The organism is Lysinibacillus sp. fls2-241-R2A-57 (assembly GCF_030209535.1).
Taxonomy (GTDB): Bacteria; Bacillota; Bacilli; order Bacillales_A; family Planococcaceae; genus Lysinibacillus.
The window spans coordinates 1-20248 of record NZ_JARVRU010000208.1 but is presented as its reverse complement, the minus strand read 5'-3'; the positions used below and the strand labels follow the sequence as shown (position 1 = coordinate 20248).

Annotated in this window: 22 protein-coding genes and 1 pseudogene; 6 read left to right on the top strand and 17 right to left on the bottom strand. The window is 33.4% G+C overall.

Annotated elements, in window-relative coordinates:
* Positions 1 to 866, top strand: an 866-nt coding sequence (locus tag QRN68_RS25285; protein WP_285400088.1) for an IS30 family transposase, incomplete at its 5' end; no start/stop codon positions are given.
* Between the two features lie 605 nt (positions 867 to 1471).
* Here QRN68_RS25285 and QRN68_RS25280 read toward each other — a convergent pair.
* From QRN68_RS25280 to QRN68_RS25230, 11 genes are all read right to left on the bottom strand, one after another.
* On the bottom strand, positions 1472 to 1954 hold the full coding sequence (locus QRN68_RS25280) for an Imm30 family immunity protein (protein ID WP_285400086.1): 483 nt from the start codon (positions 1952 to 1954) through the stop codon (positions 1472 to 1474).
* A gap of 653 nt (positions 1955 to 2607) precedes the next feature.
* Positions 2608 to 3417, bottom strand: coding sequence for a hypothetical protein (locus QRN68_RS25275; protein ID WP_285400084.1), 810 nt, complete (start codon positions 3415 to 3417; stop codon positions 2608 to 2610).
* 392 nt (positions 3418 to 3809) lie between these two features.
* A complete protein-coding gene (locus QRN68_RS25270) occupies positions 3810 to 4169 on the bottom strand; it encodes a hypothetical protein (RefSeq protein WP_285400083.1) in 360 nt (119 codons plus the stop codon).
* A 423-nt stretch (positions 4170 to 4592) separates the two neighbouring features.
* A complete protein-coding gene (locus QRN68_RS25265) occupies positions 4593 to 5102 on the bottom strand; it encodes a hypothetical protein (RefSeq protein WP_285400081.1) in 510 nt (169 codons plus the stop codon).
* A 230-nt stretch (positions 5103 to 5332) separates the two neighbouring features.
* The gene (locus tag QRN68_RS25260; RefSeq protein WP_285400079.1) at positions 5333 to 5722 is read right to left on the bottom strand and encodes a hypothetical protein; all 390 of its coding nucleotides are present in this window, start codon (positions 5720 to 5722) and stop codon (positions 5333 to 5335) included.
* 182 nt (positions 5723 to 5904) lie between these two features.
* Positions 5905 to 6213, bottom strand: a complete 309-nt coding sequence (locus QRN68_RS25255; RefSeq protein WP_285400077.1) for a hypothetical protein — start codon at positions 6211 to 6213, stop codon at positions 5905 to 5907.
* 127 nt (positions 6214 to 6340) lie between these two features.
* Entirely contained in the window at positions 6341 to 7102 is a 762-nt protein-coding gene (locus tag QRN68_RS25250) for a hypothetical protein (protein WP_285400075.1), read from the bottom strand.
* A gap of 285 nt (positions 7103 to 7387) precedes the next feature.
* Entirely contained in the window at positions 7388 to 7534 is a 147-nt protein-coding gene (locus QRN68_RS25245; protein WP_285400074.1) for a hypothetical protein, read from the bottom strand.
* Positions 7535 to 7768: 234 nt separating this feature from the next.
* Entirely contained in the window at positions 7769 to 8308 is a 540-nt protein-coding gene (locus QRN68_RS25240) for an SMI1/KNR4 family protein (protein WP_285400073.1), read from the bottom strand.
* A 95-nt stretch (positions 8309 to 8403) separates the two neighbouring features.
* A complete protein-coding gene (locus QRN68_RS25235) occupies positions 8404 to 9264 on the bottom strand; it encodes a hypothetical protein (RefSeq protein WP_285400072.1) in 861 nt (286 codons plus the stop codon).
* A 287-nt stretch (positions 9265 to 9551) separates the two neighbouring features.
* A complete protein-coding gene (locus QRN68_RS25230; protein WP_285400070.1) occupies positions 9552 to 9875 on the bottom strand; it encodes a hypothetical protein in 324 nt (107 codons plus the stop codon).
* Between the two features lie 349 nt (positions 9876 to 10224).
* Here QRN68_RS25230 and QRN68_RS25225 point away from each other — a divergent pair, with 349 nt between their 5' ends.
* Together QRN68_RS25225 and QRN68_RS25220 are read left to right on the top strand one after the other, a co-directional pair.
* Complete coding sequence (locus tag QRN68_RS25225; protein WP_285400069.1) at positions 10225 to 11460, top strand: DUF6138 family protein; 1236 nt, start codon at positions 10225 to 10227, stop codon at positions 11458 to 11460.
* 11 nt (positions 11461 to 11471) lie between these two features.
* On the top strand, positions 11472 to 12017 hold the full coding sequence (locus tag QRN68_RS25220; RefSeq protein WP_285400067.1) for a hypothetical protein: 546 nt from the start codon (positions 11472 to 11474) through the stop codon (positions 12015 to 12017).
* Positions 12018 to 12265: 248 nt separating this feature from the next.
* On the opposite strand, the gene QRN68_RS25215 is transcribed toward QRN68_RS25220, so the two are convergent.
* The 3 genes from QRN68_RS25215 to QRN68_RS25205 form a co-directional block, all read right to left on the bottom strand.
* Positions 12266 to 12577 (bottom strand): hypothetical protein, encoded by a 312-nt coding sequence (locus QRN68_RS25215; RefSeq protein ID WP_285400065.1) that lies wholly within the window; start codon positions 12575 to 12577, stop codon positions 12266 to 12268.
* A 74-nt stretch (positions 12578 to 12651) separates the two neighbouring features.
* The gene (locus tag QRN68_RS25210; protein WP_285400090.1) at positions 12652 to 13008 is read right to left on the bottom strand and encodes an ankyrin repeat domain-containing protein; all 357 of its coding nucleotides are present in this window, start codon (positions 13006 to 13008) and stop codon (positions 12652 to 12654) included.
* A gap of 141 nt (positions 13009 to 13149) precedes the next feature.
* On the bottom strand, positions 13150 to 13584 hold the full coding sequence (locus QRN68_RS25205; protein ID WP_481817486.1) for a GNAT family N-acetyltransferase: 435 nt from the start codon (positions 13582 to 13584) through the stop codon (positions 13150 to 13152).
* A gap of 667 nt (positions 13585 to 14251) precedes the next feature.
* On the opposite strand from QRN68_RS25205, the gene QRN68_RS25200 reads away from it, so the two are divergent.
* A complete protein-coding gene (locus QRN68_RS25200; RefSeq protein WP_285400063.1) occupies positions 14252 to 14728 on the top strand; it encodes a GNAT family N-acetyltransferase in 477 nt (158 codons plus the stop codon).
* A gap of 836 nt (positions 14729 to 15564) precedes the next feature.
* Here the strand turns inward: QRN68_RS25200 and QRN68_RS25195 are convergent.
* Both QRN68_RS25195 and QRN68_RS25190 read right to left on the bottom strand, forming a co-directional pair.
* A complete protein-coding gene (locus tag QRN68_RS25195; protein ID WP_285400062.1) occupies positions 15565 to 16872 on the bottom strand; it encodes an APC family permease in 1308 nt (435 codons plus the stop codon).
* Between the two features lie 243 nt (positions 16873 to 17115).
* On the bottom strand, positions 17116 to 17820 hold the full coding sequence (locus QRN68_RS25190; protein WP_285400060.1) for a DarT1-associated NADAR antitoxin family protein: 705 nt from the start codon (positions 17818 to 17820) through the stop codon (positions 17116 to 17118).
* Positions 17821 to 17904: 84 nt separating this feature from the next.
* Here QRN68_RS25190 and QRN68_RS25185 point away from each other — a divergent pair, with 84 nt between their 5' ends.
* Positions 17905 to 18567, top strand: a complete 663-nt coding sequence (locus tag QRN68_RS25185; RefSeq protein ID WP_285400058.1) for a DarT ssDNA thymidine ADP-ribosyltransferase family protein — start codon at positions 17905 to 17907, stop codon at positions 18565 to 18567.
* Positions 18568 to 18824: 257 nt separating this feature from the next.
* Here the strand turns inward: QRN68_RS25185 and QRN68_RS25180 are convergent, their stop codons facing one another.
* Positions 18825 to 19223, bottom strand: a complete 399-nt coding sequence (locus tag QRN68_RS25180) for a VOC family protein (protein WP_285400056.1) — start codon at positions 19221 to 19223, stop codon at positions 18825 to 18827.
* 676 nt (positions 19224 to 19899) lie between these two features.
* Between QRN68_RS25180 and QRN68_RS25175 the strand changes: the two are divergent.
* Positions 19900 to 20175, top strand: a pseudogene (locus tag QRN68_RS25175) (DnaA N-terminal domain-containing protein); the annotation flags it as partial.
* Positions 20176 to 20248 lie beyond the last annotated feature (73 nt).

The following is a 20248-nucleotide window of genomic DNA, read 5'->3' as shown; positions in this document are numbered from 1 at the left end:
TCTACACGACGCAATATCTTGCGGAAACAGGTCAAGCTGTAACAGACCGAAACGTAGCGCGTTCTCGTAAACCATTGAAGTATGAGCGTGTGAAGACATTTTTGACGTTCGTTGACGAACTGTTATTGGATCGTACAAAGACCATGTCTCCAGATGCAATTGTAGGTCTTGCGAAGCTCAAAGGGTTGTTTTCCCTGGAGGAAATGGTCTCAACAAAGACGCTCTATCATTATATCGAGCTTGGTCTTCTGAAAACTCGAAACAGTGACCTTCTCTTAAAGGTACGTCGAAATACCAAGAGTACTAAGAAAACACACCGCCCAAATAAGACGGTTCTCGGTAAAAGTATTGAAGAACGTCCTGATAGCGTTGAATCTCGTGAAGAATTCGGCCATTTTGAAATTGACTCCGTCGTAGGGCGCAAGGATAAAGAGGATGATGTGCTATTAACCTTGATTGAGCGTAAAACTCGTCGTGAATTCATCGTAAAGATGGATGGGAAGGACGCCGATTCAGTTAACTATGCACTCTCTTCAGTCCTCAAAGAATTTGGGGAATACGCATCCACTGTCTTCAAATCAATCACGGCAGATAATGGTTCTGAATTCGCTGGGTTGTCAGAAATGTTTGGTGATAGGATAGATATCTATTTCACTCATCCATATTCTTCATGGGAACGTGGAACAAATGAGAACCACAACGGAATCATCCGTCGTTTCATCCCTAAAGGACATGCGATTGAGGATTATAGCCGGGCGCAGATTCGTATGGTTGAGGAAGCTATGAACAACCTACCAAGAAAGATTTTTGACTACAAGACACCAAATGAGTTGTTTGAAGAGGAACTCCAGAAACTAGTCGCTTAAGACCGCGGGGACACCCCGCACCCCTGAGCCTCCCTCCAAACAGAAAAGTCTTCTGCTCATCAGTCAGCAGCAGATCCTAACCTGTATTGGCTAGCTCCGCAAGGGAAACCACCTTGCAGACCTAGCCAACACAGGTTGAACGGACTACGCCGACCGACGAACAGAAGACAACGGAACCTCTGAGATGTTTTTGAAAAAAGTGTTCAACTTGATATTGCAATTTAGGTATTTATTATTTTATTAACCATACATAGAAAGAGGTTATTAAAACATATAAATTGATTGATGTCAGAATTACAGAACCTCACTTTTATTTTCCCATTATCTTCAATTAAATGTCCAATTGTTCCATTCTTCTTATCTAGTACAAAATACCCACCAAGATCATGACCAAAAATAACCACAGATTGTTCGTTAATGTTGAATGAATAGAAATCATTTAAATAAAATGTAAGTGCATTATTATAATACGGTAGTAATAAATTTATTTTATTACTCAAATCTGAGAGAAGAGAAGATAAGATGCTTTTATTTCAGATTCAGCTACTTTCACAAATTGTTCTTTAATTTCATTTATAATCGGTTCCATAACTTCCTTAATTCTATTATTGTTCACCTGTACGAGCCTCAATGATAGATAAAACCTCTATAGCTGAAACATAATGACTCGGCGATTCTTCTTTTAACTGATTAATAATTGTAATAACTAACTTTTGCAAATTAGGATCTGCATTAGAAACTAAATTTGCATAAATTTTTCTGCTTATTTCTTCATTTAAAATTCTTGCATGTATCCATTCTGTCCATTGTTGAGCATGAGGAAGCATTTTTGGAAGCATTTCAATAAACATATTAAATCCTTTTTCATCTCCAAACATTATTCTGCTATGTTCTACTGTATGCAATAAACTCATTCCGTAATCTGGTAGTTCGAATCTATCATCAAAAGCCAAATAAAGTGCTCGTATATATTCACTATTGTTTGATTTAATTATTTCTGACAGTAATTGCTCAAACTCTTCAATTTCCATATCAGGATCAACCAACTTACCATTTATTATTTTTTCAATCTTCATACCCAATCCCATTTTTCGTATCATCCTTTACATTTTTTTAGTTATATAACATGCTAACTCTCATCAGAATCATAATATTCAAGAAACTGTTTTAAACTATCTTTCATATTATTACAGATAGCATTGTTAGATATTTTCTTCTGCTTCTTCGAATTTATTGTCTTTATGGATGTCATGATCTGGTCCAACCTTACTAGTATCACCTAAGTGAGCAATTCTCCCTTCAGGTTTAGATAATTCCAGCTTTGCATTTTGGAGCTCGTCTAAATCTACATTTACAACTTATGTTCTCTTATATCCAGAAGTCGAACCATGAATTACATGATCTAGTGGTATAGCGTTTGAAGCAGTTCTATTTCTAATAAAAAAACACATGTAAAAAAAGAGCTTAGGACGCCTTCTTACATATGTTTTGGAATCTTTGTGAGAATCGGTTGTACAGTCTTGATAATCAAAATGCTTATTTCGAAGTAGTTTATATCTTTCTGCCTATAGTTCAAAATCGATGCCTTATGATCTGCTTCATCCGACATCAAAACAGAAACCCTCGTTTAAAAGAAAAAGCAGCAATATCATTCTGGTTCTAAAGGATTGTTGCCACGCTTTTTATATAAGCTTTTTACAGTATAGCCGCCATTTTATTTTTTTGACTGAAAAACAATAATTTAGATAAACAAACTTTGTAATTCCTCATATTCACCAAACCAATATTTTAGTGCATCTTGATTTATACGGTCTCTTCCTTTCCACCAATCTACTGGATATAACCAATCTGAGCTATGTCTAGATCTTGGGGCTAAACCAAGATTTATGAATTGATGTAAAAAACCTTTATGCTCTTCTGTTTCTAAAATACTACAGAAACCAAGTGTCTCCAGAAATGCTTTTCTTTGTTCTGCATTGGATTTAAATCCTTCAATTTTTCCAATCTTTTTTTGAACTTTAGATGGTGAATCATTACTTTCTACATCTTTAATAATCTCAATAACGGATTGAAAAATATCAAAATCTTTTATTGTCGGCTTTACATGTGGAAGCTTATTATGCTGATGAAGTATAAATGAAAAATCAAATATGTTACCTGAAATAATCCCACCATGACTAAAACGAATTTTATTAATGAATGTTAAATCTACTAAATCTTCAGCATTATTGGCACATATTTCACAAGATATAAAATCACTTTTAAAATCATGGATAGGACATTGTCTCATAATCACATATACTGGTAAACCTGATCTCCAATCTAAACGCTGGTTACTTAAACTTGCCAGAAATAAATCAACTGTGAAACGTTTAGTACATTGTTTCATTTCAAACATTGCATTCTCAATAGCTTCATTATGTGTCTGAAAAATTTTATCAAATATATAACCTGCTGTTTTAGCATACTGAAAGTCTTCCTCTGATGTTTTCTCTGGATTCAACAAGCTATAATTTAATAGAATTTTTAAAGCTCTATCATTATATGTCATTCTTTAGAATGCTCCTCTATTTACATTTTAAATCCTAATTAAAATTGGTGGTTGATGTACATATAGATTATTAAGATACTTATCAGCCGTACTTAATCTATGCTCCCCTTGTTCTGTTAATGGTTTTCTGATTTACCGTGAGTTTTGTTTCCACAAACATTTGGATTATGCCTTCCTAATACAGCTTTATGTTGAATGCCTTGTTCTTTAATACCTCTCGCCGTATCTTGGTCTGTTCCTTTTGTACCTGCATGTCGACGTTCAACATCACGACCCAGACGAAGTTATTAAATTCATCATAACTTCCCAAGGATGTTTTCTTATTTGACGATAACGATATTAACTACTTATGTTCACGATTTACTTCATCAACCGATGGATTTTTAATAGCATTAATAACGTAAATTATTACCGTATTCCTCTAGTTCAGTAAAGAGTTCATCAGCATTTGCTTTGATACCTTCCCTATATTTAGATGGTATCTTTTTTTCACACCTAGTAAACCAATCGTTAAATGTTTCTCGCCATTCCTTTGTCTGATATTGTTTAATCAATAAATTTGCATTAACAGGAAATCTTCTTGCGAGTATTACTAAAATATCAATATGCGCTAACATTGCTTGATATGGTTTATCGCTATTCTTTAACCATTCACTGTTTTTATTAATTTCCTCAATTGCTAGTTTAATGTATCGAGCATTTGCTAATTCCGCTGCATCATTATCTTCAGGTTTTGTTCCAAAAATTCTCAATCTCAACATCTCCTTAGAACTTTAATAATATTTTAAGTTTAAATTTCAAAAAAGGATCTTCGTACATTTAGCTCTTTTAATTCACGTAGTAGCCCTAAAAATATTCCTATCTGAAAACGAAAATCCCCTAACCACAGTTTCCAGAATAGAGTATTCTCACCGTTTATTTTTGATGTTTGATTATCCATAGTATTTTTAAACTCATTAAATATCACTGTAAACACTTCCTTTCATAAAATAATCGGATAGTTTTTAGTCACTATAGAAACACATTTATTTAGTTTTTATTTCTGATACGAACATAACTGTTCAAAACTATATCTAGGCGAATAAATTTCATTAAAAAAAGATTAGCTAATTCCCAAATAATTCATGCTAATCTTTTGATGTAATTATATTTTTCGCAATTATATTATTAATCTGTTAGTTTATCCCCTTAAAAATCAATGAATTTAAACTATATTGTTCTAAAGAATTTTTAATCACATTCGATATAAATATACTTCTTTCGCAATCCACACACCCATACTCAAGACCTTCCAACTTTTTTTTATCAAATATAGGCATGTAAAAATTATAATCCTTTTCTAATTCATCATATGCATTAAATTCGGATTCTTCCCAATTAATACAGTTAATAGTATTTGTAAAGTTAATTATTTTATAGTTATGTATTATCGGAATTCCCTTTGAGTCTAAAAGATTAAAATCAATCCATTGAACATCGTTATTAACACCTACTACCTCTTGCCAAGCTTTAATAAATTTCTTGCTTACTAAATAAATGCCCCTGGTCGAAATGATATCCTGTTTAAAAAATAAGTCTGTATCTCCATAAACAATAATATCAAAATAACTTTTTGTTACATCTAACGGTACTCCATAATTTATCATCCATTTATTATTATTTGGGTCATCAATGTCAATAATCAAATCTTCATCAGTAATTGAAGCATCAAAACTCTCAACTATGTGGTAATTTATATATCCTCATCTAATTTCCCCTGACGTTAATCTTTTTTCGTTGCTTAGTGTTGACTATCCATTCTTAAAATTACAACAAATAACTTTTGCTGCATAACCAGATTTCTTCATTTTAGATTTAACATTTTGGAGCCATTATAATGTGCTAAAGATATAGATACCCTACCTTTTATAAATATTCAAAAATCATCATACAGCTTTCTAAGCTCATCAATATTTTCTCCCTCTTCAATAGCTAGCCAAATATCCTGCAAACAACCATTTAATTTGTTTGCACTTTTCTCAAATTTAAGTTCTAAATTTTCAGTTTGATTTTCTAAATAATACACACCATCTAACCACCCAAACACATTGGAAATTGTCTCAGAAATTGAATTATTAATAAGGTAGAAAAACAAACTTTTTTGATTTTCATTCAAGGATTGATAAAAGCGAACACCTTCAGAAAGCATGTCTGTATTATCTAAAGACGGAGCGTTCAAAGTTCCTTCATAACTAGAAATATGTTCTAAATAAATATCTTTTTTAATATCTAATACTAAATCAACTGGATTTAATTTTTTCTGCATTTTTCAAACGCCTCCGGATTGTCTGTATTCAATTTTATTATTCTCGTAATTTAGAGTTAGAAATATCAGGATACACTCCTCATAATTCATGTTGCGGCTCATTTGATGCTTTTAATAATAATGCCTTTAAAATGTTGTTCAACTTAATTTTGATTATCTATTATAAAATAGCACGGAATAAATCATTCAGAAAAAAGCTCCAGTGCCTTTACCTGTAACTCAATTCCGATCGCCTCTAATTCTTCTAAAATGTCATCTTCAAAATATCCCGCTTGAAATGAAAATGCACCATAGATGTCAACCATAGCCAATGCTAACTTTTTGGGAACAGTCTCTTTATATTTGTGATATTGTGTTAAAACATCCAGTGCCTCCCTCACATGATTTAATAAATCAGAATCTAGCTCACTATTCGTTCTTAATTTTACTGGTACTGAATTTTCACTTACTAACCCAATATAAATTATTTCAATCGCTTCCTGTATATCCATACTTTCACTTCCTCTTAAAAAAAGTAACCTTATTCATCGGAATCTATCGAGAAGCCAGTTTGAATGAGGTTACTTTAATCATTAACATCTATTTATCGTTCTTCTTTCTTGCATGAGCTAATTTTGATTAAACTAAACCAAAATTCTCACCTTTCACTCCAATTAAAAGTTTTTTTTCATAGAAAAACTTCCCTATTTCATATAGGCGTGCTTCCGGAACTATCCACAACCAATTTCCTTGCCCTATTTCTTCTAAAACACCATTTTCAGGAGCTTGTACCCAGTCTTTAAAAGAAAAGGTGGCATCTTCAAACTCTAAAAACCCACGATTTATAATGTTGACTGGATATATGTGTCTTAGTTTAGGAGAAGAATTGTAAAGTATATCTCTGTTTCTAGGATTTAATGCACGCCACCAAATATGATTATCTTCCATATATAAATCTAGACTCTCACCTTTACCCCAGATTGTTTCATATGAAAAATATCCAAAATTGACTATTTTATCATCTAAGTAATCTTTTAATAAATTTACAAGAATTTGTATATGGTTAATCTCTAAACTAGTATTAAAGAAAATCTGTAACTCTCTACTCGGTTTATCAAACCTTATTCCATATTCCCAGGAGCTTGGAACTTTCATACTTTTACCCTTAAATATCGTAAACGAAAATAACCTTTCTACATTTCCTTCATCCATCCCATTGAATTCACTTTGAAACTTTTCAAGACTCTTCCTCTCTAACTTCTGATAGTTCACGTCATAACTAACACTTTTAAGAGGAAATCCATTGTTAGAAAACAGCTCAATAGATTTTTTTATCCATTCTGAGACACTGCCACAATAGCCATAAATATTACAATATATTCTACCATTTTCTATATCCATATTGAACTTCCCCCGATTGACCTAATTAATTTAAAGAAAGAGATGCTCAGTTTGAGATTTATTGCTGCTCTTGCCTATCATGTCAAATTCTCTTTCCATTTATTAATTTATTTGTACTATTTCACCTTATTTAGAGGAATGCCCTTAATTTCATTCTTTAAAATTTATTATTCAAAAGAAGCTGTAATTAATAATCGGTTGTATATTTTCTACCTTTTCTTCACTTCTTTGAAGAATATACATAGGGAAGGATCAATTTTTTCACCAGCACCTTGTGGACTTACCCTACTTAGACATTAACATTCTCTCTTTCGTCTGAGACAGATAACGCCCATTATTACCGTTATATTCTATTGCTGCATATGGCCATGCAACAATATTTTTTTCAGCTATATCAGCAACTATATCCCTATATTTTGAAGTCTCCGCCATTATCACCAACAAATAATTCCAGTTTTCGCGGATTTAGTAACCTTGTTTAACCAATCAAGACTGTCAATTTTATTATCTTACACCACAATGACGATGTGAATCCTAAGACAACATCAATCTAGAATTGTATTGTTCCCAAAATGAATTGGACATCTACTCTTTGTCTCGCTAACATCGACATCAAGAATATCGACCCTGCCAGCTCAACTAAATAGCAGAAAAATATCATTAAAATTAATCCTTTAAATCAACAAAGGTAATTTGACTATCTTTATCAGGAAAATCATTTGGAAATATAGGGCAAACAATACTCCCACTTAATACTTCATAGAGAAATCCAGTCATAGAACCTTTATATTCAAAATAATAACCTGATCCACCATCTACCAAAATAGTCCAGTCACCTTGATTAGTATCCACAATCCAATTTAATGTATCTCCATTTTCAGTTCGTCCCCAAGGTAGGATCCCTCCATTTGTTGGGAATACTTCATATGGAAAGTCCTCAGGGAAACTCACCTTTAAGGTTAGATATGCATCTTTATTCAAATTTTGTTGAATAAAAAAATTCATATTTTCATTTTCTGTAAATGGAGAGTATATCATTATAAAGTTTCCTATAATACCTGAACCATATAAAGCAATCAACTCTTTATAATCTGAAGGTAATACTACACTTAATTTATTTTCAACTTCATTCCATTTCGAAATGTTATCTGAAGATATTGCTAAATTAGGTACTGGTAGAATGGATTTTAATTTTTCAAAAGACATCGTTTCCCCCCAACATTTTACTGTTTATATTTGTGTATAACGCTGACATCTAACGAGAATCCACCGAACACCCTTGCATGTAGCAAATAAAACTTCTAGTTATTGTTAAAACTCTCTAAGTCAGCTAGTATGACATCATAGTCTTTCTTAATAGGTAGAAATAAATACTTCAGGGTCTTATGATTCATTAGATTTTTTATTTTTCCATCTCCAATACTTGTTGTTCCAATAATACGAACTTCTTGTAAATTAGGTAGCTGATGGAGAAAATCTAATGAAGGGATTTCACCACAGCTCTCAATTATTATTTTTTCTATGCTAGAAACATTTCCAATTGAACTCCAATCCTTAATGTTGTTGCAATATTGAAATCCTATCGAAGTTAATGATTTTCCCTCTTTAATCCACTTTATAGAAGTGATTTTTGAATTATAACCTATTCCTAAATGCTCTAAGAAAGGCATGTACTTAAGAGCTTCAAATTCTAATATATTATTTTTTACTAGCCCTATTCTTTTAGCTTTTGTAAATATATTGAATTCTTCAGATGAATCGCCAATATAATTGTCAATAAATATGTACTCTAGATTGTTGTTTTGAAAGATTGAACTACAAGTTTTTCTATCATAATTTAGGTACACACACCACAATGAATGTAGCTCCGCAAAAGGAATTACTTCATCTGTTTTCCCAAAAAAATTAAAGTATTCTAATGAACTATAATTTTTAAGTTCATATAAGGATCCATACTCATAAGCGTTTAACCTAAGCCCTCTAATATCTGAAATATCATTGAGTTTTTTAATATTCTCAAACTTATGTTTTATACTCTCATGAGAAACTGACACACTGTCTATTTCTTGCCTTTTTATATCCTCAATATCAATTACCTCTTTGTCTGGATCTATGTTAATAAACCTAAAGTTCCTATTGAAATAAACTTTGTCGAAAACCATAATATCCTCCTTGAACCCCCATAACTTGTTATTTTATTTGCAAGATTTCGCCTGCAATTTCAAAAGCTTTTATCATACCTGCCTCTGCTTCTTCCCCTCTAGGAATTACAGATATTGTACCAGTAACGGCTGCACACTTATCCATACTACTGGTAAAAAACCATCTACTAGCTCTTTCATCGTAATACTGCTAATTTCGTCTACTAAACTGATTTCCTCTGTAGCCTTAATTGTTTTTAAAGTTTTATAAATCGAAAATCAATAGTAGTAGCCTTATTAAAATTTTTTCATCTTATTTTCAACTTCTCTATTACATCAACATAACGATTATATGTTGTTATACCCAGTTTTGAAGAATTAATATATTTCCCCAAAACAACAACGAACGTATTGGAAATGAAGGTAATTGTCTCTTCTTCCACCTCTACACATGTTTCTTTGAGAACTTCGCTTGGTGAAGTCACTTCTAATTCATCAAGTAGTTTTAAAAATTCTTTGCCATATTCAAACCTGGACATTATCCCCTCGTATTTCGCATTACATGGTACAAGCCCATACTTTTCCCTTTTTTCCATTCTTGATAGCTGTGGCCCTAAGTTCTCATCGATCACGTACCGTTTTATTCTCCCATTTCGCTTATGCTCTTTAGCACAATTCCATCTCTTACAAACACTTATGTACCATTAGTATTTAAAGTTGAACCAGAAACAAAAGAGTAGCAATAAAAGTCCAATTTTAAGGTATTTTATGTTACTCTTTAATAAGGTAATTATTACAAATACACCCATCAAATGCTACCCTTTTGTTTGCAAAGCCACTATCTAATAAATACCTGTAGTTTTCAAAATATACCTTTTCTGCAACATGGGGATTTCATTTGTTCTATCTTCTACGGAATAGGGGATTTTTTTCCGTAATGTTACATCATGCATTAATATATTTACAGAGGGAGGCAATACCATGAAAATTGAGCAATTCACCAAAAATGAAACATTATGGCTACAACTTGAGCAAGAGCTACTTTCTAAACAATATAAAATTGATACAGATGTCTATACTTCTGAAATCATCACCCCTTCTTTTTCACTAAACGACATCACGCTGTATGAAGTATTTTGCCACTATCAACAGCTCGCATTGTTAGATGCATTTCGTCAAGAGCTTGGCTTTGAGACACAGCGCTACTGCCTTTCTAATTTCACTAACAAGCACCGATCATTAACCTACTTACCATTGTTAAGCTACTATGCAATAAATCTAAGAAAATATGGTGCAAGTTTTGAATATTTAACAGTTACAGAATTGTTAGCAACCATTAAAGAATTAGATACAGAAACGTACAACTCATTAATCACAATTGGCTCTGGCACTTTGCCCGCACATAAACAACAAATGGAATCCGACCTAATTTTTTGCCAAGCAAATGATGTGCTTGCAAAGATTACGATTCAAATTAAAGAAGAAAGCGAAGAGGCTTATCGCCAATCATTAGCTTACTTAAATGCTTTATTAGAAAAAGATTTCCCTAAAAGCTATAGCATTCATTATGAAGGTAAGAGTAACTTAGTGCTACCAATCGAGCATTTACCAGTTACATCATCACATCACTTCTTCGCTAAAGCTGTCAGTTACCCTAGCCTACATGCCGCACTAGCTGAGTATAGCTATAAGGCGATGGCACAATATCATTTTTATCAAGATGTCGATGAGGAACAGGCTGCGATGCCGAGTACATTCGCCGTTTTTGGTCTTGGTTTATACGATAAAAGCTACGGCAAGCTCGTTATCGATTATATGTATGAATGCGATGGTGACCATTCACCAATGCCTGAATACTTTGCGAAAGCCTATGTTGAAACATTTGGACTAACACCGGAAACATTGCCCGTCTTTGTATGTACGGTACAATCTGTACAAGAAGTTCCGTATGATGCTTTCTTTGAACAAGCTATGAGCACAAATGACAACTTACAATGGTTCGAAAAATTTATGACGACGCCACTTCTAGAGCTTTGTCCATATATTCCTCTCGAACAAAACGAAGAAATTGAGGAATATAAAGATATGGCTGTAGCACAGCTTTTATATACATGCTTTGGCATCATCCATTTGAATGACTTTACAAGTTCAGCATTTATGCGCATTCCAGAACCATATCGCACACGCTTTGAGGCGATTATAAAAGAACTTATATAAGGAGTATTTTCATGCAAATCGCCTATCAAGAAATGTTAACGATACCTTGGCATCGTTTAACAACTGCATACGGAAGAGGTACAAAAATTCCAGAATTAATAAAAATGGAGCAATATGGTGAGCTTGCACAATTAATTGAGCATCAAGGCACTCTTTGGCAGGTTACACCATGGGTTATTCAACAGCTTTTATACACATTGCCGAATCGATCTGTAGAAAGTGTAAAGAAGGAAGAAATACAGTTATATATTGCAGTTGCTTCTGCTTTTACTTGGGATGAGCTGACATCTAGCCCTGTGCAGCATATGGATGAATTGCTACAGGAAAAATGGCTTTGGTCAGTAGTTGAAGATGAAGATGAGGAGGAATGGGAAGAGGAACCACGCGGCTATGAAGAATGTGCTTTTATTAGCTACTATGTTTACAGTGAATATCAAATGCGTGCAGCGATACCCTTATTCCAAAATATCGCAAATATGCGAAAAGATTTAGCTCCGAGTTTGACAGAGCTACTTGAACTATTGGCGAACCGCCAAAAGCTATGGGAAACAATTTGATTAGAAGGCTAACAAAGAGGCAGTGCTATGAGTGTGCCACTTATTATACTTGCGTCCGCATGGATGTATATCATGAAAACTTTCAATAGCGTAGCGTAGGATTATGTAATAATATTAAAAAGAACGCACCTTTACGATACCCACAACAAATGGCCAGCTATCTGAATTTTTTTTCGGATAGCTGGCTATTTTGCATGACAAGTGTTAATGCATTAGTTGACTACGAGCTTACTGCTTTTGAATATATTTTAGCCATCCACCTCTACAGAAATAAAGCTTTCCATTACACCTACAAATTCAATATCAATTAAATGATCCTCATCAAGCTCATGCTGCGTGTAGGTAAAGCGTCCACCTACCTCATCTACCTTTAATATAGGTAAATGTAGCTTCTTCATTACATCCTCTATCGTTGTCTCTGGATAAACATGTTCAAATGTCTCTGATTCTACGCAAAATCTAGCCAGCTCTTCTAGTTTAGCGGTATATTGATTTCTGATATTCTCAGCAAACCGCATACTTTTATCGTTCATTAAATGCTCCGGTATCTTGACCTTCATACCATCAAGAGTCGCTTCATAACCCTTATACTTGTTTGAAAACTCATTTATCCCTCCTCGTCTAGCACTAACCTCTATTCATTTTTTAATAACTCTTTCATAATGAGTGTTTCTTCCCTGCTTCTAGCTATATCTAATGCAATTTCTCCAAAAACATTCTTAATTTCTCGATTTGCACCTCGTTTTAGAAGTAGTTGAATAATATCGATGCGTTCCTCACCGTCTGAAACTTGCGTATGTAAAGGGGTATTTCCATTATTTTCTGTACTATCTATTAATGCCCCATGATCTAATAGACATTCAGCTACTTCGGGGTAAAGTACTATATGGAAGGGAGAAATCCCCTCATCATTTTTCGAATTTACATCGACACCGAGATTAATTAGATATTTAACAAGTTCTGTATTTTCGGTACTAACAGCAGCATGCAGTAAAGTAAATCCATATTCATCTTTACTTAAAATTAAGCTTGCATTCTCGTTAAAATATCTTTTACTTCCTCAAACTCGTCCAGCTCAACCAAATCATATAAGTCATTAAAGTTATTCATACACTCTTCTCCTTATGTTGTTTTACAGATTATTACTTTCTAAGTACTCCTTGGCTAGTTGCGGATCTTTGTATATTGCCATACCCGTTTTTAAATTTTTAAAGCCCATCTTTTCATAAAACGTATCATTTCCTGTTGTAGCAATTAATTGAATACAAGAAACGTCCTCTAACTGTTTCATGATGTCCTCTAAAAGAATTCTCGCAATTCCTCTTCCTTGATAACCTTTATGTATTACAACATCGTAAATTGATGCATTAAATACACCATCTGAAAGGGCCCTTGCAAAACCTATTATTTTGTTATCTTCTACTGCGAAAACTTGATGTGTACTTGCATTGAATACTTTTTTTATGATAGGTTCTTCATGTTTCATCCATCCTACCGATTGGTATACTTCTTTTAACATCGTTAGCTCTTTTCCATCTACCTCATATTTAAGTACAACCATTTGCATCCTCCTAACTTATTGAAATATCAGTATATTCTATGTTACATTTCCTTTTCCTGCTAGGCAATATCAAATCTATGTAAAAGTATTGAATGGGTTGAATGGTGTACTATTAACTCCTGCGCCAGTTTCGGCTAATCCCCCCTTCCGCTTTATCGTTCTATCACATTCTATTTTGAGAGTCTTTTATTGATCGTTTTTGAATGGAAGAACTTCAGGAACAAAGATTCATTTAAGTTCGTTTAAGTAAAAAAGGAGGAAAAGTATGGGAATCAATTTGAATTTGTGGTCATTCTTCATGTCTTTATGCTGTATTATTTTATTTTTCATAGCAAGTTTTTCTGCAACTTTTATAAACCTTTTTGTCACATATCTTCATTTTCATCCATTGAATGTTGTTTTACTATTAACAATCCTATGTTTTTTCTTAACGCTCATTGGAATGAAAGATGTTAACAATACAATGTCTATGCTTAGAAGCTTTATTTCAATCGTTCTAACATTGCTTTTAGCTAGCATCATATCTTTTATATTATTTATTGGAAGCTTGTTATGTTAGCGCTACTATGTGAAAATCGGCATTGCCTTTAGACGAATTTGATTAGGATTCATTTTATCTATATTGACGAACGTTTGTTCTGTTGCTAAAATGATTAAAAAGGAGGCAATTTTTATGCAAAAAACTAACGCCATTGAATTAGTACATTTCTCAAAAAACTTTGTGGATGTTTTGAATGACTTTGAACTTCCGGAAGAACAATGTCAATTTACTGCCCTTCCAAAAGAGATTTCGATCGAAATGGTTGGACAGTATCCAATTGTTATTTTGAGCGACAATGTACCTGTAGGTTTTTTTGTCCTACACGCAACAGAAAGAGTAAAAGAGTACTCTAGCAATCCCAAGGCTATGCTACTTACAGCATTATCAATTGACCATAAGAAGCAAGGAAACGGCTATGCAAAAAAAGGGATGCTTGCACTATCTGAATTTATTAAGAGAAAATTTAAAGACTGTGATGAAGTCGTTTTAGTCGTTAATCATAAAAATATTCCCGCTCAAAATTTGTATTTAAAAGTTGGCTTTGTCGATAACGGGGAAAGAAGAATGGGACCTATTGGCGAGCAAATTGTTATGCACCTAAACATCTAATAAATTTTCAAAAATCACTCGTCATGACATGAGTGATTTTTTTGTTCTCCCCTTACAGCATGCGGCCTTGTTGATCGTCTATCTGAATGCTGTGGAGTACCTATAACAAAAGCTCAGAGAGATAATGCAGCAAACTGGCTTATGAATTGTGGAGTTGATCCTCTAAACACAGCTCATCGAAGAAGGATGTGGGGGATTGTTAAGGGAGGTTGGTGGTAAATCGAAACACTTTATAGCAAGGCAACTAACTATGGCTAGTTGCCTTCTTTTAATATGATTTGCGATACACACTCTATTTGTGTGGAGTGTATGCGGCAACACATGGATGCTGGTGGGTTTAAGTAATTGGCTAGGTGCTACCATAGTAGAGCCTAGCCTTTTTATTTATCTAAACAGTTTTTTACTTCAGCTAACGCCCTTGTCGAACCCAAATGTTTTTATTATATCTTTAGATAACCCTTTAGCTATCTCATCCGCCTCAAATCCTTTTATTTACAGTACTAGCTATATTATTCTGAATATTTATAAGGAATTCCTAAGTGCCAGTTTTAATTTTATTACTTTTATGCATAACACACCTACATTTATATGTTAAAGTTTTAAATTGCCATGAATTGAGCTACCTCGGTACTATTTAGCAACATATGGGAACGACAAGCTGAAAATTCAAAGTAATACACCTATACCCGTAAGTAAAGATATTTTATACTGCGAGTATTTTACTTTTGTATAAGATATTCCTGTATAAAATAAATCAGCTACCTAACATCGATAAAAATTACCAATACTAGATAACTGACTTATCTTAGAAATTTACTCTAAGCTCTCTCGGTATTTTATAAATCCGTAAATGTTGGTGGTTTCTTTTTGAAGCCTTTCGTCGTAATGAAAGCATAGATAAAACCGATTGCAAGCCAGATAAAGCCTACCTTCAATGTCATCGGTGATAAATTAATAAATAAGTAGAAACAAATACCAAATCCTAGCCCTGGAATTAATAAGTATCGAATTATTTTCATTTCTTTTTTACGGAAGAAGTAATACACGATCACTGACAAATTAACAAACATAAATCCTGTCAGGCCTCCAAAGTTCATTAATTCTGCTACAAAATTTATTGATAAAAACAGCGCTCCTAAAACACTAATCACACACATCAATAATATATTGTATACCGGTGTTTGATATTTTGGATGTAAATGTGTGAAAAACTTTTTCGAAAGTACCTCATCACGCCCCATACTAAACATTAAACGAGATGCACTTGCTTGTCCTGTTAAACCAGCTGTCACTGTCGATACAATAATCGCAACCGTATAAAGAGTTGCAAGAACTGCACCACCTGCTTTTTCCGCTACATCAAATAAAGCCGTATCAGCTGAACTAAAGTTTGTAACATCAGGCCATACGAGCTGAGCTACATACGCTTGCACAATAAAAATAAGTCCTCCGATTAAACAAGCTAAAATAGCTGCCTTCCAAATATCCTCTTTTGGATTGACTGCCTCTTCTGAAAGTGTTGTAATCGAATCGAACCCTAAAAATGAGAAGCAGGCCATTGCTGCACCAGAAATAATTGCAGACATAACGAATTTTTCATCGTTGAAAAACGGTACAACAGTAAAGAGCGACGTATCACTTTCCGCACCGACAATTGTCTTTACACAAAAAATCACAAAAATAACGACTACAATTCCCATAAACATAACGAGGATTTGATTTGTTTTTGCTGCGATGCCAATACCTAGAATATTGACAGTAGTTATAATACCTGCAATTAATAACACCCATACCCAATACGGAACAGATGGTATTAATGCATTCGCATATGAAGCACCTACCATGAATACAATGAGTGGCACTAAGACGTAATCCATAAACATTGCCCAACCTGCAAAAAAACCTAAATGCGGATTGATAGCACGCTGGGTATATGTATAAGTTGACCCTCCATTTGGAAAAACAGCAGCCATTCGACCGTAACTATATGCAGAAAACATCATTGCAACCATCGCAATCAAGTAGGCTAATGGCAACATCCCACCTGTAGACTCTGCTGCAAAGCCATAAATATAAGCTGGCGCAATCGGTGTCATAAAAGCGATACCATAAATGACTAAATATTTGTGAATATAATAGACCAAATGCCACGAGAAATGACAGAAACAAAATTAATCGTATGGAATCAAAATTAATGGAGGATATATGATGGTACTTAAATATGTTCTTCAAATAAAATTCACCCCTAAATTTAATCATCAAACAGGTATATTCCTAATATTCATCTTTCATAACATATATTATTTAAGAATGATTCATTATTCAGAAAGTCAGTGATGTCGCCATAATCATGAGAAAACAAGAACTTTAAAATCACTTCAGTAAACCTATAATAACCTTATTTGTTCACTTCTTTGTTGATTCTTCTCTGATGTTTGTACTTCGTTTCCATAGACAGTTTGCTTAAAATCATTTATTGATTTAAGCGCAGTTTCTAATAAATCATTTTTAACTAGGGATACGTAAATAGCTACCGATTCTGCTTGGCAATTTATTGATTTATCTGGGTTAAATTCAATATCAGTAAAGGCATTGTATTCTAATACATCCTGGGCAAGCTTCTCATTCTTAACGAGTGCGTTTATATATAGCCAATTATAAAAAAATGTTTTAGGTTCAATAGGAAATTCCCTATTAAAGTATTTAAATTTGATTAAATCTCCGCTATTTTTTAACCTTATATCCTTTTTTGCTTCTTTAGAACTTTTTAAATAGAGATCATCATATGGCCCACCTAGTTTGAAAACCTTGCTTGCTTGAAATGCCGTTTCCACACTAAACGTCATATTATTTTTAGTATTTATCATTAAATTAAAAGCACTTAAATTAATGCCTAATTCATCTAATGATTTACTAGAAATCTCTAATATTTTTAACTCAGGATATTTTTCAATTGTTTTTGCATGCAAGTCTGTGATTGATTTTTGTTTTTGAATAACAGCAAAGCCAGGAAACCATTCAAATTCAATTAAAGCTTTTTTAAAAATCTTACCTTTTTCTAATTTCGAAATAAACACCGGACGCTTCGCCACTTCATTACCTCCTTTTGGCATTGATGGAAACAGTAGTAAATGTTAGTATTATACTACAATAAAAGAATGGGTGTGAACAAATCGATGAATAATCCACTACTTTTTAATTCAATTATAGCTGATGTTACAAATCGAAAAATTGAGTACCTTGTTCATTTCACTGATATAAATAATCTACCAGGTATTTTATCAAATGGCATCCTCTCAATAGACAATCTCAATAGCCAGAATCTAAGCTACACCAATAATGATGATTTAAGACTTGATGGTTATGCAAATTCCATTTCGTTATCTGTATCATTCCCGAATTATTCAATGTTATCTAAATATAGAATATATGCTGATAATCCTAAAGATATGGCAATTATTTTCTTAGATCCATCTATATTGTGGACCTTAGACTGTGCATTCTTTTATACAAACGCTGCCAATGGGCTTTTTAACCATATCTCTCTTCAGACTCTTAAAACTTACCCAGCATGGCAAACACTATTTGATTCAAATGTTCGTGGTATAGATAGATCCTCTTTAAATATACCTAAAGAATTCACTACGGATCCACAAGCAGAAGTATTATGTTTTAATCCAATCCCAACTGATAAAATCAAATATATTTTATTTGATAATCCCTCAACATTCCAAAAAATAGGAAGAAAGCTTCCAAATATAAACGATAAGTATTACCATGAAACAGAGCCTTTTTATTTCGCTCCACGTTCTGACTATCAATCGTGGAAGAAGTCATAATACAATTTTTATGTAAAAATATGTGTAAAACCATTTCAAAACATATCGTTTTCAATCCATTCTTCAAAATAAAAAACACCCATAAACCTTATTATATCAATGTTTACAGGTGTTTCAACTATATCCTAACGCGCTCTAACACGTTCTTCAAGGGCGAACCGACACACAATTTTTGAGTCTTAGTGGATTCTTGGATTCTATTAGTTCCATCTCCATTAACGTCAATAACGTAAAGCACCAGCCAGTTAATACAATACTTAAACTCCCGCTTTTCCAATAATAGCTTTTATCCGCGCTTGTTCTTCAGTCTTATCCATGTATTCAAAAAATCCAAGATGATTTCCCCAAGGGTCAGTAAATGTTCCCCATTTAGCTGAAACTTCTGGTCTTGAGTAAATTTCAAAGTTATCAATGTTAAGTTCTTTTATAAGTCTTTCTCTTTCAGCTTCAATATTTGTAACACCTAAACGTAAAGGGCCATTTCCTTCAGTAAGATTCCCCTCTGCTACTTGTAACCAACAGCCAGGTATAAGTTCCCACTCTACAAAACCATCATGTGGTATGAAATCAGGTTTTTTGTTTAACAGTGTTTCATACCACTTATGCCCTTCTTCGATATTAGATACTCGTACTTGAGTAGTTATTTCAAAAATCATTTTAACCCCTCCAGATTATGGTATGTATATTTTTCTAATACTGTTGATTAAAAACCCTTTATTAAGCGTTATTTTGGATTGTAATTTTTTTCTTTGGCTCATCAATTTTAACCCTATCAGTAAATTGCGACAAAAAGGTTTGTCAATGAAAAGAAAAAAGAGTTCTTTCGCCTTTTTGCCTCAATTGAGAGAACATGTTATATACTTAAATAGTACATATTCAGAAAGCGAGATATCCACCAATGGAAGAATTCAAAAAAGGAAAGTGTTGAAAGAAATGAAGCCAGAAATGAATCAACGCTTTGATAGGTGGATCAACGTCTTGTAGTCGAAAGTAAGATTCTTATTACAATAAATAGCCTGTATGCCTCACTACTTTACTACACTAAACAACATAGGAGTAATCAATATGACAAACGAAAACTTAATTATCGAATTGCTACAAGAAATAAAGCAAGAACAACAAAAGATGAACCAACGTCTAGATAAAATTGAACAGCGTTTTGATAGAGTAGATCAGAATATCAATTTCTTAGCCGCAGAAATTGGGAAGCTAAAGATGGTTAATCACAGCCAAGCAATGCATGAACAAGCCAAACCTGCAAAGCAACAACTTGTATTAAATGGACAAATGTCAGATGAAACCTTAAAGAATTCAGTACAAGGGACTGGCAGCTTGGAACATTTAGAAGAACTTTGGAAAAATGTCCTGGTTCGGGTTGGACAAGAAATTTCTAAACCAAGCTTCGAAACGTGGATAAAGTCTACAAAATTACTGTCCTACAATAGTAGTGACGCAACTGTGACGATTTCTGCGCCAAATTCGTTTGCTCGAGACTGGCTCGAGAATCACTATATGCATTTGATTAAATGTATATTAACGGAGCTTACAGGTGAAGAGTTGCTTATTAACTTTGTTGATCAAAAAACCAGGACTGATTTCGATTTACCGAAGACGAACTAAACAAGCAATCGAGTAGGAGGGAGTGATTAACTCCCGACCTCTCCAACCACCGTACGTACGG

What these genes read in the sequence shown, in the direction of transcription:
- QRN68_RS25280 (WP_285400086.1), bottom strand. Translation starts at nt 1,954, where the DNA reads ATGGGATTGGGTATGAAGATTGAAAAAATAATAAATGGTAAGTTGGTT.
- QRN68_RS25275 (WP_285400084.1), bottom strand. Translation starts at nt 3,417, where the DNA reads ATGACATATAATGATAGAGCTTTAAAAATTCTATTAAATTATAGCTTG.
- QRN68_RS25260 (WP_285400079.1), bottom strand. Translation starts at nt 5,722, where the DNA reads ATGCAGAAAAAATTAAATCCAGTTGATTTAGTATTAGATATTAAAAAA.
- QRN68_RS25255 (WP_285400077.1), bottom strand. Translation starts at nt 6,213, where the DNA reads ATGGATATACAGGAAGCGATTGAAATAATTTATATTGGGTTAGTAAGT.
- QRN68_RS25250 (WP_285400075.1), bottom strand. Translation starts at nt 7,102, where the DNA reads ATGGATATAGAAAATGGTAGAATATATTGTAATATTTATGGCTATTGT.
- QRN68_RS25245 (WP_285400074.1), bottom strand. Translation starts at nt 7,534, where the DNA reads ATGGCGGAGACTTCAAAATATAGGGATATAGTTGCTGATATAGCTGAA.
- QRN68_RS25240 (WP_285400073.1), bottom strand. Translation starts at nt 8,308, where the DNA reads ATGTCTTTTGAAAAATTAAAATCCATTCTACCAGTACCTAATTTAGCA.
- QRN68_RS25235 (WP_285400072.1), bottom strand. Translation starts at nt 9,264, where the DNA reads ATGGTTTTCGACAAAGTTTATTTCAATAGGAACTTTAGGTTTATTAAC.
- QRN68_RS25225 (WP_285400069.1), top strand. Translation starts at nt 10,225, where the DNA reads ATGAAAATTGAGCAATTCACCAAAAATGAAACATTATGGCTACAACTT.
- QRN68_RS25220 (WP_285400067.1), top strand. Translation starts at nt 11,472, where the DNA reads ATGCAAATCGCCTATCAAGAAATGTTAACGATACCTTGGCATCGTTTA.
- QRN68_RS25215 (WP_285400065.1), bottom strand. Translation starts at nt 12,577, where the DNA reads ATGAAGGTCAAGATACCGGAGCATTTAATGAACGATAAAAGTATGCGG.
- QRN68_RS25205 (WP_481817486.1), bottom strand. Translation starts at nt 13,584, where the DNA reads ATGCAAATGGTTGTACTTAAATATGAGGTAGATGGAAAAGAGCTAACG.
- QRN68_RS25200 (WP_285400063.1), top strand. Translation starts at nt 14,252, where the DNA reads ATGCAAAAAACTAACGCCATTGAATTAGTACATTTCTCAAAAAACTTT.
- QRN68_RS25185 (WP_285400058.1), top strand. Translation starts at nt 17,905, where the DNA reads ATGAATAATCCACTACTTTTTAATTCAATTATAGCTGATGTTACAAAT.
- QRN68_RS25180 (WP_285400056.1), bottom strand. Translation starts at nt 19,223, where the DNA reads ATGATTTTTGAAATAACTACTCAAGTACGAGTATCTAATATCGAAGAA.